This window comes from Streptomyces sp. NPDC054883, assembly GCF_053610645.1.
Genome location: NZ_JBSGYT010000038.1, coordinates 47,840 through 64,186, shown reverse-complemented (window position 1 = coordinate 64,186; position 16,347 = coordinate 47,840). Strand labels below are relative to the sequence as shown.

Here is a 16,347-nt window from a genome sequence, read left to right as displayed (position 1 = left end):
AACCGTCATGGCCACGATTGCCGACCCGCACCTGGCGATGGTGCGCCCGGTGACGCCGCGTACCCCGGAGGGCTGCGAGGAGTGCCTCAGGCTGCGTTCCCCGTGGGTGCACCTGCGGCTCTGTCTCACCTGCGGGCACGTCGGCTGCTGCGACTCCTCGCCCCTCAAGCACGCCAGGCGGCACGCGGGCAGCGCCGGTCACCCCGTCGTGCAGTCCTTCCAGCCGGGAGAGGACTGGCGGTGGTGCTACGTCCACGAGGCCCCGGTCTGATGAGCGCGGCCGAGCACGGGCCACGTGCGGTCCGCGAGACACCGGACCGGTACGGGGCCTTCCCGCGCCTGACACCGGAGCAACTCGAGGACCTGAGCGCCCACGGGGAGCGCCGCAGGACCGCCGCGGGCGAGGTGCTGTACCGCGAGGGCGAGCCGTTCCGGGAGTTCCTCGCGATCCTCAGCGGGACCGTCGAGATCCTGCACGACCACGGCGGGCCCGACGAGCGCACGGTGGCGGTGCCCGGCCCCGGCAGGTTCCTCGGTGAACTCGGGCTGCTGGAGGGACAGGCGGCGTTCGACACCGCCGTGGTGCGCGAGGCGGGCGAGGTCCTGGCCGTACCGGTGGAGCGGCAACGCGCCCTGGTCGGCGGCGACCCCGTCCTCGGCGACCTGATCCTCCGCGCTTACCTGGGCCGCAGGTACCTGCTCATCGGCCTCGGCGCCGGCTTCCGGATCCTGGGATCGTGTTATTCACGGGACACCCTGCGGCTGCGTGAGTTCGCTGCCCGCAACCGGCTGCCGCACCGCTGGGTGGACCTGGAGAAGGACAAGGAGGCGGAGGCGTTGCTGCGGCGGTTCGCCATCCGTCCCGAGGAGACTCCGGTGGTCCTCTGGAAGGGCGAGCGGGTGCTGCGCAATCCGAGCAACGCCGAACTCGCCCGGCTCATCGGACTGCCCGCCCCCTCGCCCGAGTCTTCGCATACGCCGGAGCGGTGCGACGTGATGGTGGTCGGTGCGGGCCCGGCGGGACTCGCCGCCGCCGTGTACGGTGCCTCCGACGGCCTCACCACGGTCACCGTCGAAGCCGTGGCCACCGGAGGCCAGGCCGCCACCTCGTCCCGCATCGAGAACTACCTCGGCTTCCCCTCGGGCATCTCCGGGGGCGAGCTCATCGAACGCGCGGTGCTCCAGACCCACAAGTTCGGCGCCCGCCTCATGATGCCGGCCCAGGTCAACGGGCTCACCCCACAGGACGACGAATACGTCGTCACCTTCACGGACGGGTCCCGGGCACGGGCCGGCGCCGTGGTGCTCGCCTCGGGCGTGTGGTACCGCAGGCTCGAAGTGCCCGGCATCGACCGCCTGGAAGGCATCAGCGTCTACTACGCGGCGACCGTCCACGAGGCCAGTCTCTGCCGGGCGGACCCGGTCGCCGTGGTCGGCGGCGGGAACTCCGCCGGCCAGGCGGCGCTGTTCCTCGCCGACCACGCGTCCAGGGTCCACCTCCTCGTCCGGGGCGGTGACCTCAACGCCGACATGTCGCGCTACCTGGTGGACCAGGTGGAACGGCATCCCGGGATCGAGGTGCTGCTCCACACCGAAGTCCGGGGCGTGCGCGGGGAGGAGAAGCTGGAGTCGCTGACGGTGGAGGACAACGCAAGCGGTGAGCGCCGCGAGCTGCGGGCCGCGGCGCTGTTCGTGTTCATCGGGGCCCGGCCGCGCACGGAATGGCTCAGGGGCGTGCTGGCCCTGGACGAGAAGGGCTTCGTCCTCACCGGCGCCGACGCCCGGGCGGCGGCCGACGCGAACCGGTGGGCCTCGCTCGGCCGCGATCCGTTGCTGCTGGAGACCACCCTTCCCGGGATCTTCGCCGCCGGCGACGTCAGGAGCGGCTCGGTGAAACGGGTGGCCTCGGCGACCGGTGAAGGGGCCATGGCGATCCGCCTCGTGCACGAGCACCGGGAAAGGAGGGGCAGCCTGGTCACCGCGGGTCCCGAGGGACGTCGACCGGTGGCGGGCCAGTCGGTGTCCTGGCGCTGACCTCCCCCCTGTACGGGAGGCGGCCACCGCCCGCCTGCCGGCGGTGGGGCCAGCGTGTCACGCGGCCCCGGCGTCATCCCGGGGGCATCCTGTGGGCACTTGCGATCGGCGGGGAAGCGGACGAAGGAGGGTCCAGCCATGCGGGAGCCGTCTCAAGGCGTGACGGTCGTGGCCCTCTTGGCGGATCCGGACGCTCCGACGGAGATCGCGCAGCGCATGGCCCGGCTGCTTCCCACTCGGCTCGCCGACAGGTCGGGCCCCGGGCGTCGGTTCGACGTGGAGGTGATCAGTGAGCCCTTCACCTCGGGGACGGAGGACCTGCCCACCTTGATGCGCCGGATCATGGACCGCGGAGGTACGGAGAACTGGGACATCGTCGTGGCCCTCACCGATCTTCCGCTGCACTCACACGGGCGCAAGGTAGTCGTGGACCTGAGTCACGAGCACGGCCTGGCCCTGCTGTCCCTTCCTCCGCTGGGGGGCTTCCGGTTGCAGACGAGGGCCCTGCGGGCGGTGGAAGAAGCCGTGCTCGGCCTGGCGGGTGCGCGGGCCCCCGGCGCTGAGGGACCTCCGCGAAGTCAGCCGCTTCTGGGGCCCTTTGCCGGTCGTCTCGCACCGATCCACCAGGGTCCGGTCGGTGAGGAGGAGACCGTCGATCTTCGCTACGTCATCAGCGGGGTGCGCGGTTACCTGAGGGTGCTTGCCGGCATGGTCCGCGCCAACCGGCCGTGGCGGTTGGTGCCGGGCTTGTCGAAGGCACTGGCGGCCGCGCTCGCCACGGGAGCGGTCGCCACCGTCAACTCCACCACGTGGAACCTGGCGGAAGCCCTGAGCGTGCCCCGCCTGGTGATCGCCATGGTCGGGTCCGTCGGGGTCATGGTCTGCTGGCTGATCGTGGACGGGGAGCTGTGGCATCGATCAAGTGAGCGCTCGCCGGAGGCGAGGCAGCGGGCGAGGCTCTACAACGCCTCGACGGTGATGACCGTGGGCATCGGGGTGCTCGTCTGCTACGGCGGCTTGATCGTCATCAACTTGGTGTGGGCGCTGTTCATCCTCAACGACCGGGTGTTCACTTCCGCGACACGCGCCCAGCTGCACGCCGCGGAGTACTTGACGCTGTCGTGGTTCGTCGCTTCGGTCGCCACCGTGGGCGGCGCGCTGGGATCAGGCCTGGAGAGCGACGAGGCGATCCGGGCCGCCGCGTATTCCAAACGCGAACAGGAACGTCGTCACATGCTCCAGGACGACCACGGCGACCAGCCCTAGCCCGGCGCGGCCAGGCGGCGGCGCGGCCGACCCGACCCGGCAGGGCGTTGCGGCTACGCTCACCTCGTGAAGTGGCTGCGGGCCTTCAGGGAAGCCGTGCGATCCGGGCTCACGATCGAGGAGACGCGGCTGGAGCCCGTGCTCGCGTTGCGCACGGCCGCCGGGGTGGCGATGGTCATCGGGCCGGCGCTGTGGCTGGCCTCCCCCGCCTACGCCGCGTCTGCCGCGCTCGGCGCCTACTCCGCGGGTGGGGCCACCTTCCAGCGCACCTGGCGTCCGCGCAAGGTGATCGCGCTCGGCGCGGGCGCGGGTCTGGCGCTCAGTACCTTCGTGGGCTATCTGGCGGCGGGGCAACTCGTGACGTTCCTCCCGCTGCTGGCCGTATGGGCCTTTGCCGCGGGGATGGCGTGGGCCGTCGGATCGACCGCCGGGATCCTCGCAGCGACGACCGTCGGCAGCATGCTGGTGACCGTCACCCTGCCCACCAGCGTCGGGCGGGCCCTGGAGCACGCCGGGGTCATCGCGCTCGGCGGCGCGGCGCAGGCCGTGCTGATCCTGCTGTTCCCGATCCGCCGCTGGGGGGCACACCGGGACGCGCTCGCCGACGCCCTGGCCGCCGTGGCGGATTACGCCCGCCGGCTGCGGCACGACGCGACCGCTCCGTTCGACCCGGAGCCGTTGATGACGGCCCGGGACGCGGCCGCCGTGACTCCGTCACAGGCCCGCACCCGCCCACCCGTCCTCCACGGCCCCCGGGGACTCGCCGAGCGCATTCTGCCGGTCGTCGCCGCGCTCGCCGACCCGGACGTCGGCGCCCCGGCGGAGGGACCCGGGCGGGACCGCGCGCGGGAATTGCTCGAGGCGGCCGCCGACGTCCTGGATGCGGCGGCCCGTTCGATCCGCCGCGGCACTCCCGTCGAGGTGCGCGAGCGCAGCAGGGACGTCCTGCGCGTCGACGAGGAGCACGAGGTGCTGGAGGGACCCGCGCGGCAGGCCGCCGAGCGGCTCGTGGAACTGCTCGGCGAGGCGTTGGAGATCGCCCGGAGTGGCGACGCGCGCGGCAGGACGCCCGCGCCGCCCCGCCCCGCGGGCGCCCGGTTCCTGGTGCGCCCGACGATGTTCCGGCTGTTGCCGGTCGTCGTCCGGGCGGTTCGCCGGGAGCTCCGCCCGGACTCGCCCGTGTTCCGGCACGCCGTCCGCTTGGCGGCGGTCGCCACGCTCGGCTACCTGATCGCCGCCCGGCTGCCCCTGGGTCACGGCTACTGGGCGCCCGTCGCCTCGGTGATGGTGATGCGGCCGGACTTCCACCGGACGTACGCGCGTGCGGTGGCCCGTCTCGCCGGGACCCTGGCGGGGGTCGCGCTCGCCACCGGGACGGTGCGGGTCCTGGGCCCGGACGCCCATGTGTCCGGCGCGCTGGCGGTGGTCTCGGCGGGCCTGTCGTACACCCTGATCCGTACCGGCTACGCCTACTCCCAGTGCTTCACTGCCGCATACGTCGTCTTCCTGCTCGGCATGGGCGGCCAGGCATGGGAGCAGACGGTCCCGGATCGGGTGGTGCTCACCCTGCTCGGCGGGGGCCTGGCCATGCTGGCTTACGCAGTGTTCCCCGCATGGGAGACGCCCCGGCTGCCGGGCCGGCTTGCGGACTGGCTCGCCGCCAACGGCCGCTACGCGGCCGCGGTGCTCCGCAACTACGCCGAACCGACCCGGGAACATCACGCTGACATGCGCAGGGCACTGCTGGACAGCAGAGAGGCGCGGGCCGCCTGGCAGGAGGCTTACGACCGGGCGAGGCAGGAACCGGTCCGCCCCAGGGGTCTGACGTCGCGCGAGGCGGAAGAGGCGCAGGAGGCGCTCAAGGGGTTCGACCGTGCGGCGATGCTCATGGAGAGCCACGTCCCGGGGGCCGACAGCCGTTTCGCCCCCGAGGCGGAGCGGTTCGCCGAGGCCGTGGAGGCGGACACCGCACAGGCGGCAGTCGACGTCCGCGAGCACCGTAATCCGGGCTGGGGGCGAGTGCAGGAGGCGCTCCACGCATGGGAGGGCGCCGCCGCCGGGGACCGGAGCCCGGTGGTGCGGCGCGGGGCGGAACTGCAGAAGCGGGCCCTGGAGGACCTCGCGACGGCCGTGAGCCGCACACCCCTGGAACGGGACGTCGGATCCGCTCGCGAGGAGCGGCGGGCGGAGGCGGCCGGGGCCGCGGAAGGTGCCGGACCGGGGCCCGCGCACCGGGGTGGGTGACGGCTCCGGCGGTGGCCCTCGACGCGCTCTTCGCCGCCGGCGGCGGGCGGGGTGCGTGCAGGAGCACGGGGGGTTCCCTTCGGTGTGCCCGAAGGGGCATGCCGGCGGGGCGGGTCCGGGAGTAAGCAGGAAGCGTCCCGCCGCTACATCCGAGAGGCAGCCCATGCGCATCCCCGCCCGAGACAAGGCAGCAGGCGACGTCGCCAAGGACGGCTCCGGCCGGGTCCGGCAGGCGTCCCCGGAGGAGGAGCGGGTCGTCGAAGCGCCCGCGCCGGGGTCGCCGGCGGCGCTCCAGAGGGCCGTCGGCAACGCCGCGGTGACGCGCATGCTCGCGTCCGGACGGGCTGCCGCGGCCGTGCAGCGGGCTACCGCGCACCAGGTGCTCCGCTCGGCCGGGCGCCCGCTCGACGGGCCCCTGCGGGAGGAGATGGAGAGCCGGCTCGGCGCCGATTTCTCCGACGTACGGGTGCACAGCGGGCCGACGGCCCAGCGGTCCGCCGCCGAGATCGGGGCGCGGGCCTACACCTCGGGCAGCGATGTAGTCATCGGGGCCGGGGGCGGGGACAAGCACACCCTCGCGCACGAACTGACGCACGTCATCCAGCAGCGGCAAGGGCCCGTCACCGGGACGGACACGGGCGACGGGCTGCGGGTCAGCGACCCCGGGGACCGGTTCGAGCGGGCGGCCGAGGCCAACGCGAGGCGGGTGATGAGCGGCCCCGCCCCCGTACAGCGGGACGCCTGCGAGACGCACGGCGCGCACGGGTCCGGCGCGTCGGCCGTCGTGCAGCGCAAGGGGTTCGACGAGCTCGGCCCCTCGCTGCCGGCCGACCCGGCGAGCGGCGGCGGGCTGCTGGGCCGGTTCAAGTCGATGACCCGCAAGCAGCCGGAGCCGCAGGGTGACCTGGTGACGCGGGTACGGGCGGCCATCACCGCGTACGACAACGATCCCAACCGCGACCCCATGCACTGCCTGATGGCGCTGACGAACCTCCAGATGGTCTTCGCCCCGGAGCGGGACGACGCCCCCGAAGCCGTCAAACCCTGGCTGGACGCCGCGCTCCATACCGTCAGGGACGAGCTGCAGCTGGTGAACGACCAGCTCAGCCGCGACGACGCCTTCCCCGACGCGGCTCGGGGCCCGTTCGGCGCGATGACCGACAACGGCATGCTGTGGCAGCAGCAGCAGTGGGCCGACAGCGCGGCCGCGTTCCAGATGCACGGGGCCAGCTACTTCCGCGAGCTGTCGGAGCTCAACCGGGCCGGGATGGCCAAGGAGATCGCCGGGGGACAGGGCGAGCGGAACTGGGTCGGCGACGTCAGGAACAAGCTGACGACCGCGCTCCAGCAGAGCGTGCTGTGCCACTACACGGGCAGGGCACGGGCCGCGACGATGCTCGGCCAGGGGCAGATGAAGTCCAAGACCGAACTGCTCAAGGCGGACCCCGACGCGCCGAACACCTCGGAGGCGTACGACAAGCACGTCCTGGCCAACGAGGGCTTCGTCTTCTTCTTCCTGGAGGTGCCGGGCAGCCCCTTCCGGGAGACGAGGTTCACCGGCGACGCCGGTGACGAGCCGGCCCGGATCGAGATCCCCCTGATCCGGTCCCCCCTGATGAGCCAGGGCTGGCTGATGCTGAGCGACTTCGCGCAGCGCGAGTACCCCACCGTGCGGGCGAAGCCGGGGGACCCTGCGCAGACGCAGAGCCGGCTGGGCACGCGCCTGGACACCTTCTCGGACGAGTTCTCCCTGCCGGTACGGAACTTCGACGTCGGGGCGGGGAAGGCGGAACTGCCGGACACGGACGAGATGATGGAGGCGATGGGGGCGGAGCAGGACCCGGAGCGCAGGAGCCAGGTCATGTTCGCCATGACCCAGGCGCTGGCGGACCCGCACAGCGCCATGACCTACGGGTCCGGCCGGCAGGAGCAGGTCCATTCCGAGCGGCTGCGGTCCAACACCCTGATGGGCCGGGACATCGTGCCGGGTCTGGTGGAGCGGGGGATCGTGGAGATCCAGCGCATCGGGGAGGTGAATCCCCAGCTCGCGGCCCGGCTCAAGGCGATGTCCGGGGACGAGCTGATGCGCTACCTGCTCAAGGACCTCCTGCGGCCGCAGGTGATGCTGCCGAACACGGTCGACCTCAGCAACGCCGGCGTGGTCACGGCGTCCGGGCAGCAGATTGCGATCCCGACGGCCTGACCGGCCGGGGACGGGGGAGAGGGCCAAGATCAAGTCATCTTCGGCCCTCTCCCGAGGACGGCCCCCCGGGCCGCGTTCACCGTGCGGAACTTGGCGTCATGGGGTCGTACCGGCGGTAATGGGGACGTCTCGCCGATCGTCCGGGAGCCTGTTTTCGGACGGGGAGGCAAGGACTCCCCTTTGCTCGGGGGAAAACCTGACAGACGATGTCCCCACTGCTTGACTCACCTGAGGTCGCTCAGCACACCGCTCACATTGAGGACCTCGTGGCACTCCTGCGCCTGACGGCCGGTGGCCGGGGTGCCCGGCTTCGCGCAGGTCACCTGGACCGTCACCGTCTCGTTCTCGGTGATCCTGATGGGGGTGACCCAGTGATAGTCCTGGTTGCGGAACGTCTCCAGCGCGATCGTCGTGACCTTGCGTTCGCCGAAGTTGATGGTCACCACGCCCTCGTCGCCCTGGAAGTTGGCGACGACGATGTCCGTGATCCCGAACGTCTTGCCCGCGGGCACGGTGTAGGTGCCGGTCTTGCTCTGGCCGCCGCCGGTCTGCAGGTCGATGGTGGCCGAACCCTGTTGTCCGCCGCCCCCGCCGGTGCCGGTGCCGGTACCCGTACCGGTGCCCGTACCGCCCGCTCCCGCCCCGGGCTGGAGGTTCTTGCCCCCGCCGCCCGGCTGCTGGGCGCCGCCGGTCGCGGGATTCTGCCCGTTCACCTCCGCCCCGGGCACCGGCCGCTTCTGGGCCACCTCGTCGGCGGCCTCCTTGGCGGTACTGCGCACGGCCGGGCGTACGAGCATGAACCAGGCGAGCAGCAGCGCGAGCAGCGCGGCCAGGACCGCGAGCAGCCACTTCGGGAAGACCGGGATCTGGACGAACTCAACGTCCAGCGGCGCCCGGACGACGTCCGGTTCCGGGCGTTCGGTGTCGTCCTCGGTGGCGGCTTCGGCCACGTCCAAGGTGAAGGGCCAGGTCACCGGCGATCCGAACCACACCGGCCGGCCGGTGCGGACGCGCAGCCGCACCTGCGACGACTCGCCGGGCTCCAGCTCCAGCCCGGTGGGGCGGAAGTCGAACTTCAGCTCCTCGCCCGGCTGTGCGGGGGTGAAGGCCACCTTGACGGGGCCGTTGCCCTCGTTGCGCACGGCCAGCCGATAGCGGCCGCGCAGCCATCCGCGGCGGCGTCTGGGAGCGCTCTCGGCGCGCAGTTCCCGGAACTCCCCGATGTGCACGGTGGTCTCGGGGACCCGTACGGCTTCGGGGTGCTCGGTGGGCAGCAGGCGCACGGCGAGCGGCACGTCGCCCGCACGCACCTGCGGCGAGCGCGGCGGCGCCAGACGGAGCGTCACCGTCTCGGAAGTGCCCGGATAGAGGGAGACGCGGTCGGGCTCCACCGTGGTCCAGGCAGCGCAGTCGCCGACGACTTCCAGGCGGTACGCCTCGACGATGTCGCCGTCGTTGCGAACGATCAGGCTGGTGGACGCGGTACCTCCCGGCATCACCGACACCGGCGGGATGTCGAGGCCGGGCGCGCCAGGGCTGGGAGAGGCTGCTGGGGATGTCACACGGCGACGCTACGGCGGCGCCCCGGCCGCCTCCACGGTCGCGAGGGCAACGCCCCGGGCAGCCCCGATGCCCCCGCGGCCCACCAACTCCCGCCACAACTCCATCTGTTGGCTTCCGCCCACGGAATCCGATCCCGAAGCGTTCCCATCGACGCATCACAGACAGGTACGGCACATGACCTGCGTTGACCACAACGGACCCGTCCCCGCCTTCGGCGCCACCGCGCCCCAGGCACCGGCCCCGGCCGGGAACTCACCCGGAACACCCACCGCCGGCCCCGGCCGGCGGGTCACCGTCGCCGTGTACGCGTCGGACCCCGTCCTGCACGTGGGGATAGTCCACCAGCTGCGCCAGCGTCCCGAGATAGAGCTCGTCGACGACGCCGGCTCCCACCGCGCCCGGGTGTCGCTCGTGGCCGTGGACAAAGTGGACGACGAGACGGCCGCGCTGCTGTACCGGCTGCGGCACAACCCCGAAACGCGCACCGGTCTCGTGGTCGGCACGTTCGAATCGGGGGACGCCTTACAGCGGGCCATCGAATGCGGGGTCACCGCGGTCCTGCGGCGCGCCGAGGCCGACCAGGACCGGCTGCTGCGGCTGGTCCTGGCGATAGCCAAGGGAGAGGGCGTGCTGCCCGGTGACCTGCTCGCGAAGCTCCTCGACCACGTCGGCGTCCTTCAGCGCTCCTCGCTCGACCCGCGCGCGGTGTCCCTGTCCACCCTGACCGCGCGCGAGGCGGACATGCTGCGCCTGGTGTCGGAGGGGCTGGACACCGCGGAGATCGCGCGCAAGACCTCGTACTCCGAACGGACCGTCAAGAACGTGCTGCACGAGATCATCACGCGGCTGCACCTGCGCAACCGTACGCACGCGGTCGGGTACGCCCTGCGCAACGGGCTGATCTGACCGTACGGCGGCGCGCGGCTGCCCGAAAGCGCAGCCGCTGCTTCCCCCGGGTCCGGCCCCGCGGCCCTGCCGGCCGGCGGGGCCGGTCGGCAGGGTGGCGGGGTCATACGTAGATGCAGTACCGGACTGTGAGGTGGACCGTGATGGGCACGGGTGACTCGGGCAGTCGGCGACACCGCTGGGGGAGGGCCGGCGCTCCGCTGCTGCTGCTGGTCCCCCTGCTCGCGGTGACGGCGGCGGCGGGACCGGGCGCCGGGGCGGCGCGGTCCGTCGCGGCCGACGCCGGGGACAGCCGGGTCGTGTACGCCGGTACCCGCCACCGGAGCCTGGGCCGGGTGGCGGCGACCGGCAAGTCCAGCCCACCGCTGTTCGGGGAGGGCCCGGCCCACCAGGACGTCCAGCCCGCCGCGCTGGGCGACCGGCTGGTCTTCGCCAGCCGCCGGGACGAGCCGGCCCCGCAGGTCTACCTGCGGTCCGCGGACGGCTCGGTACGCCGCCTGACCAGCGGCCTGGACGCGGCGAACCCCCGGCTGACCCCGGACGGCAGGGCGGTCGTCTTCGACGCGGCCCAGCCGGCCAGGCCCGGCGGCGGTACCCAGCGCGACCTGTGGCGGGTACAGGCCGACGGCACCGGGCTCACCCGGCTGACCGACACCCCCGCGAACGAGGAGCACCCGACGGTCTCGCCGGACGGCGCACGGGTGGCGTACTCCTCCGACGGCGACCGGGCCGCCGGACGGCAGGTGTACGTACGCGCCCTGCGGGGCGGCCCGGCCACCCGGGTCTCGGATCCGGGCAACGGCACGGCCACCGAGCCGGCGTGGAACCCGGTGGACGACGCGGTGAACCGGGACGTGATCGCGTACACCGCCACCGGGCCCAACGGGCCCCGCCTGTGGTGGACCGACGGGCGCGGCGGCGGGCCGCTCCTGTCCGGCGCGCAGGCGGGCTGGCGCACCCACGGGGCAGCCTGGCTGCCCGACGGGGACGGGCTGCTCTTCCTCAGCCCGGACCGGACCTGCTCCTGCGAGGGCGACTGGGACCACGTGTTCCGGGTACCGGCGCACTCGGACAAGGCCCCCGACGTGGTGCTCAGCGAGGACCGCGAGGTCGGCTCGCCGACCTGGCTCGGTCCGTTGAACGGCGGCGGGACGGTGGTCGAGCGCACTTCGGCGGCCGGGCCGCACGTGGTGACCCTGCAGGACGCGCGGATGGACGGCTCCGACCCCCGCGACCTGGGCCTGACGATCCTCAAGGAGGATCCGGCCGCCGACACGAACACGGACCCGGCCAAGGACCCGCTGTTCCAGCCCGCCGCCGGGTCAGACCCGTGGACCGAACGGCAGAACTACACGCCCGACGGCCGCCGGATCGTGCTGACCCGCTTCGAGGACACGCCCGACGGCCGCATCGAGCGCATCTGGACGGCCGACGCCGACGGCGCCGACGCGGCGCCCCTGCCGCTCGCGGGCCGCGGCCCCAAGGACTGGGACACCGACCCGGCGTTCTCCCCCGACGGCAGGCTGCTGGCCTTCACCCGGACCTCGCCGGGCGGTGCCGGCGGGGCCTCGGGCCGGGGGCGCATCCTGATCGCGGACGCCGCGACCGGGGCGCTGCGCGGCGAGGTCAGCTCGCCCGAGGGCCAGGCCTGGGCCGGTGACGCCCAGCCCACGTGGTCCTCCGACGGCACGACCCTGGCCTTCACCCGCAACCACGTGATCAACGGCGGTGGCGGCAACAAGCACGTCTGGACCGTGCCGGTGGACCACCTGGACCGGCAGCGCGACCTGAGCGCCGGTATCTGCCCCGGTGCCTGCGAGGTCATCGACGACAGCCCGGCGTTCTCACCGGACGGGGTCACCCTCGCCTTCAACCGCAAGAAGGGCGGCGGCCGCCTCGACGAAAGCGGAGGCATCCTGCTGACCTCCGCGACGGGCGGCTCCTGCCGGGTCCTGTTGCCCGCCGCCGCCCGAGACGTACCCGGGGCCTGCGGCCGGGACCTGCCCGACACCCCGGCCGGCGGCCCGTTCCAGCCCCGCGACGCCGCCTGGACGGCCGACGGCAAGAGCCTGGTGCTCAGCGCCCGCGGCTCCCGGGCGGCCAACAGCCCGGAGAAGCTGAAGCTGGTGGACGTGGCCTCCGGCGCGCACCGCCTGCTCGTCACCGGCCTGCCGGGCCGGCAGAAGGAACCCGGCGTGCAGCAGTCGGTGGACCTCGCGGTCCAGGCGCCCGACAAGGCCGCGCCGCTCACCGTCGGTGACTCCGCCACCGTCCGGGTCGATGTCGTCAACCACGGCCCGGCGGCCTCACCGGGCACCCGGCTGACCGTCGCGCCGCCGGCCGGCCTCACCGTGACCCGGCTCACCGCGCCCGGCGCCACCTGTGACGCGGCGGCGCTGACCTGCGCCCTGGGCGTGGTGCGCCCCGGCGCCACCGTCCCGGTGACCGCCACCCTCACCGGCGTCACCCCCGGCGACCAGCCCGTGGACTGGTCGGTCACCGGCACCGTGCTCGACCCCCGCCCCACCGACAACGCCGGCCGGACCGTGGTGCCGGTGCGCGCGGTGCCCGAGCCCCCGAACTCGCCCCCGCCCACGCCGACTCCCACCCCGCCGGCCCCCACCCCGCAGCCGCCGACCCCGGCTCCGCCGACCACGCCGCCCGCGCCGCCGGCCGGGCCCGGGCTGAGCCTCACGGCGCAGCCGAACCCCGGCTACGTGGGGGGCCGCGTCGTGGTCACGTACACCGTCCGCAACGGCCGCAACGCCCTTGCCACCGGCCTGCGGCTGCGCATCGGCCTCCCCGAGGGCGTCCCCCACGGCGGGCCGCCGCCGGGCTGCGACCAGGCATGGACCTGCGCGCTGCCGGACCTGGCCCCGGGCGCCCGGACCGTCCTCCAGGTCGTCCTCAGTCCCGACAAGGCACTCACCGGCCTCCTGACCGGCGCCCTCACCACGACCGGCACCGACGCCGACCCCGGCGACAACGACGCCCGGGAGCAGCTGCGCATCCTCCAGCCGCGCATCGTCGCGGTACCGGCGATCGGCAAGCCCGGCTTCGTCACCTCGGTGCGCGGCGAGGACTTCCCGCCCGGCGTGCCGGTGCGGTTCACCTGGCAGCCGGGCATCACGGCGGCGGCGGCGCCGACCCGGCCCGGGCGGGACGGCCGGTTCATCGGCCAGCTGCTGATCCTCGCCAAGGACCAGACCGGCCCCCGGACCATCACCGCGAGCGGCCCCGGATTCGCCCCGGTGCAGACCGGCTTCCTGGTGGTCAGCGGCACGGTCCAGCCGCCCAACGAGATGATCCGCCGGTGATCCACGAGGTCGACGAGGGGCTCCGCCGGCTGCTGGCGGAGTCCGGGCTGGAGGCGTCGGGCGTCGAGGTGGTGTTCGACGCGCCGACGCGGGACTGGGCGGCGCGCCGCAGCGCCCCCACGGTCTGCGTGTTCCTGTACGACGTACGCGAGGACCACACCCGGCGCGCCAGCGGCGGGGGCGAGGTGTACGACGCGGACGGGTTCCTCGCCGCGCGCCGCGCCCCGGCGCGGTGGTTCGAGCTGACGTATCTGGTCACCGCGTGGGCGAGCCGGCCGCAGGACGAGCACCGGCTGCTCTCCCAGGTGCTGGCCTGCCTCGTGTCGACCGACTCGCTGCCCCCGCGCCTGCTCACCGGCTCGCTCGCCGAACTCGGCCTCATCGTGGGCATGGACGGCGGCGGCGCCGGGCTCGACGCACCCGCCGCCTCCGACGTGTGGTCGGCGCTGGGCGGGGAGCTGAAACCGTCGCTGGGACTGCGCGTACGGGCGCCGCTGGCCGGGGCGACCACGGCCGTCGCCCCGCCGGTGACCGAGGGGCTCGCCGTACGCTCCGAGCAGCGGACCGGCCGGGCCGGGCCGGACGAGCGGGACGCGCCGGAGGCCCTGCGCCGCCTGCGCTACGTGGAGGTGGCCGAGCCGGGCCGGGAGGGCTTCGGCGGCTCCCGGGAACGGGCGCAGGCTCCCGCGCGCCGCCGACGGGGGGAACGGCAGCCGTGACGCACACCGTCCGGGCCCCGGTCCACCCGGTCCCCTACCTGTGGACGCGGCTGCGGCTCGTCGAGGAGCGGGTACGGCAGGCCGTGGCGCTGCGGCGCGCCGTCGATCCCGATCCGGACGACCCGTACCGGGGCCAGTACCTCACCCCCGAGGCGGCCGCCCGGATCCTGGACCCGGGGCAGGAAGCCGCCCTGCCCGCGCTCGACCCGCAGGATCCGCCGCCCGGCTCCCCGCTGGACGTCCTGGCCAGGCGCTTCGCCCTGGCACCGCTGGACGTGGACCTGCTCCTGATCGCCGTCGCGCCGGACCTGGACGCCCGCTTCGAGCGGCTCTACGGCTACCTCAACGACGACCTGACGCGCCGCCGGCCGACCGTCGCACTGGCTCTCGAACTGTGCGGCCGCACCGGGACGGCGACGGCGCGGTTCCGGCTCGCCCCGACCGCGCCGCTCGTCGCGGGCGGCCTGCTGGAGGTCACCGAGCCCGAACGGCCGCCCCTGTCCCGGGTGCTGGCCGTTCCCGACCGGGTCACCGCCCACCTGCTCGGCGACGCCTCGCCCGACCCCCGGCTGGCCGACGTGCTGGGCGAACCCGCCGTCGACCCGGCCGTCGACCCGGCCGAGCTGCACCGGGCCTCCGCGGCGGCCGGCAGCGGCACCGGCCACGTCCACCTGCGGACCCGCGGCGGCGACGCCGAGGGGCTGGCCGCCGCCGCGCTGCGCGCGCGCGGGCTGCGCCCCCTGGGCCTGACCGCGGCGGCGCTGGCGCACGACACCCGCGCCGTGCCCGGCCTCGCCCGGGCCCTGGCCCGCGAGGCCCGGCTGCTGGGCGGCGGTGTGCTGCTCGGGCCGGTGGAGGAACTGCCCGACAAGCCCGACGAGCGGACCCGCCTCCTGCGCACCCTGTGCACGGTGCTGCGGGACATCCCCCTGTTCACCTACGGCACGAGCGGCTGGGAACCCGCCTGGGCGGCCGACACCCCCGTCACCCTGACGGTGGCGGCCCCCACCCCCGAACGGCAGGCCGTCCGCTGGCGGCACGCGCTGGAGCGGGCCGCCGGGGCGCACACCGGGGCGGGCGGACCGGCCGGGGCCGACACCGGGGCCGACGCGCTCGCCCGGTCCGTGTCCGCACACCGCCTCGACGCCGGGCAGTTGCGCCGCGCCGCCGGCGCGGCGGCGCGTACGGCCGCGCTCGACGGCCGCCCGGTCTGCGCCGCCGACCTGCGCACCGCCGTCCGCGCCCAGAACGGCGCGGGCCTCGCCCGCCTCGCCCGCCGCGTCGAGCCCGCGGTGGGCTGGGACGACCTGGTGCTGCCCGCCCCGACCCACCGCCGGCTACGGGAGCTCGCGGTGCGCGCCCGCCACCGCGACCAGGTGCTCGGCGAGTGGGGCATGCGGCCCGGCGGCGGGCGCGGGCGCGGGGTGATCGCGCTGTTCGCGGGCTCCTCCGGTACCGGCAAGACCATGTCGGCCGAGGTCGTGGCGGCCGACCTGGGCATGGACCTGTACGTGGTGGACCTGTCGACGGTCGTGGACAAGTACGTCGGAGAGACCGAGAAGAACCTGGAGCGGATCTTCACCGAGGCGTCGGCCGTCAACGCGGTGCTGCTGTTCGACGAGGCCGATGCGATCTTCGGCAAACGCTCCGAGGTGAAGGGCGCCCACGACAAGCACGCCAACATGGAGTCGGCCTATCTGCTCCAGCGGATGGAGTCCTTCGACGGCATCGCCATCCTGACCACCAACCTGCGGGCCAACCTCGACGAGGCGTTCACCCGCCGCCTGGACGTGGTCGCGGACTTCCCGGTGCCCGACGCCGCCCAGCGCCTGGCCCTGTGGGAGCGCTGCCTGGGCGGCCGGCTCCCCAGGGCCGGCGACCTCGATCTCGCCTTCTGCGCCGACCGGTTCGAACTGGCCGGAGGCTCGATCCGGGCCTGCGCGGTGACCGCCGCCTACTTCGCGGCCGCGTCGGGGGAGCCGCTGACCATGAGCCAGGTGGTGACGGCCGTCGCCCAGGAGTACCGCAAGCTGGGCCGGCTGGTGCTGGCCGGCGAGTTCGGGCCGTACGTGGACCAGGTCGCGCACGTGTGAGC

The 16,347-nt window shown here is 74.3% G+C and carries 10 protein-coding genes; 9 read left to right on the top strand and 1 reads right to left on the bottom strand.

Annotated elements, in window-relative coordinates; all coding sequences use genetic code 11:
* The first annotated feature begins 7 nt into the window (after positions 1–7).
* The 5 genes from ACWGH1_RS25125 (at position 8) to ACWGH1_RS25105 (ending at position 7,747) form a co-directional block, all read left to right on the top strand.
* Positions 8–271 (top strand): UBP-type zinc finger domain-containing protein, encoded by a 264-nt coding sequence (locus ACWGH1_RS25125; RefSeq protein ID WP_453352923.1) that lies wholly within the window; start codon positions 8–10, stop codon positions 269–271.
* A complete protein-coding gene (locus tag ACWGH1_RS25120; RefSeq protein WP_453352924.1) occupies positions 271–2,034 on the top strand; it encodes an FAD-dependent oxidoreductase in 1,764 nt (587 codons plus the stop codon). Before ACWGH1_RS25125 ends, ACWGH1_RS25120 begins: the two co-directional genes overlap by 1 nt.
* 138 nt (positions 2,035–2,172) lie before the next feature.
* Entirely contained in the window at positions 2,173–3,300 is a 1,128-nt protein-coding gene (locus ACWGH1_RS25115) for a hypothetical protein (protein ID WP_453352925.1), read from the top strand.
* 66 nt (positions 3,301–3,366) lie between these two features.
* Positions 3,367–5,544: an FUSC family protein gene (locus ACWGH1_RS25110; protein ID WP_453409014.1), complete on the top strand. Its 2,178-nt coding sequence runs from the start codon at positions 3,367–3,369 to the stop codon at positions 5,542–5,544.
* A 163-nt stretch (positions 5,545–5,707) separates the two neighbouring features.
* Entirely contained in the window at positions 5,708–7,747 is a 2,040-nt protein-coding gene (locus ACWGH1_RS25105; RefSeq protein WP_453352927.1) for an eCIS core domain-containing protein, read from the top strand.
* A 224-nt stretch (positions 7,748–7,971) separates the two neighbouring features.
* On the opposite strand, the gene ACWGH1_RS25100 is transcribed toward ACWGH1_RS25105, so the two are convergent.
* Entirely contained in the window at positions 7,972–9,309 is a 1,338-nt protein-coding gene (locus ACWGH1_RS25100; protein WP_453352928.1) for a COG1470 family protein, read from the bottom strand.
* 175 nt (positions 9,310–9,484) lie between these two features.
* Here ACWGH1_RS25100 and ACWGH1_RS25095 point away from each other — a divergent pair, with 175 nt between their 5' ends.
* The 4 genes from ACWGH1_RS25095 (at position 9,485) to ACWGH1_RS25080 (ending at position 16,345) form a co-directional block, all read left to right on the top strand.
* Positions 9,485–10,216 carry a response regulator transcription factor gene (locus ACWGH1_RS25095; RefSeq protein WP_453352929.1) on the top strand — a complete coding sequence of 244 codons (732 nt, stop codon included), beginning with the start codon at positions 9,485–9,487 and terminating at the stop codon, positions 10,214–10,216.
* Positions 10,217–10,359: 143 nt separating this feature from the next.
* Positions 10,360–13,533, top strand: a complete 3,174-nt coding sequence (locus ACWGH1_RS25090) for a hypothetical protein (RefSeq protein ID WP_453355902.1) — start codon at positions 10,360–10,362, stop codon at positions 13,531–13,533.
* Complete coding sequence (locus ACWGH1_RS25085) at positions 13,530–14,252, top strand: DUF4255 domain-containing protein (RefSeq protein WP_453355901.1); 723 nt, start codon at positions 13,530–13,532, stop codon at positions 14,250–14,252. The genes ACWGH1_RS25090 and ACWGH1_RS25085 overlap by 4 nt, the downstream gene beginning before the upstream one ends.
* Positions 14,249–16,345, top strand: a complete 2,097-nt coding sequence (locus ACWGH1_RS25080; RefSeq protein ID WP_453409013.1) for an AAA family ATPase — start codon at positions 14,249–14,251, stop codon at positions 16,343–16,345. The genes ACWGH1_RS25085 and ACWGH1_RS25080 overlap by 4 nt, the downstream gene beginning before the upstream one ends.
* Positions 16,346–16,347 lie beyond the last annotated feature (2 nt).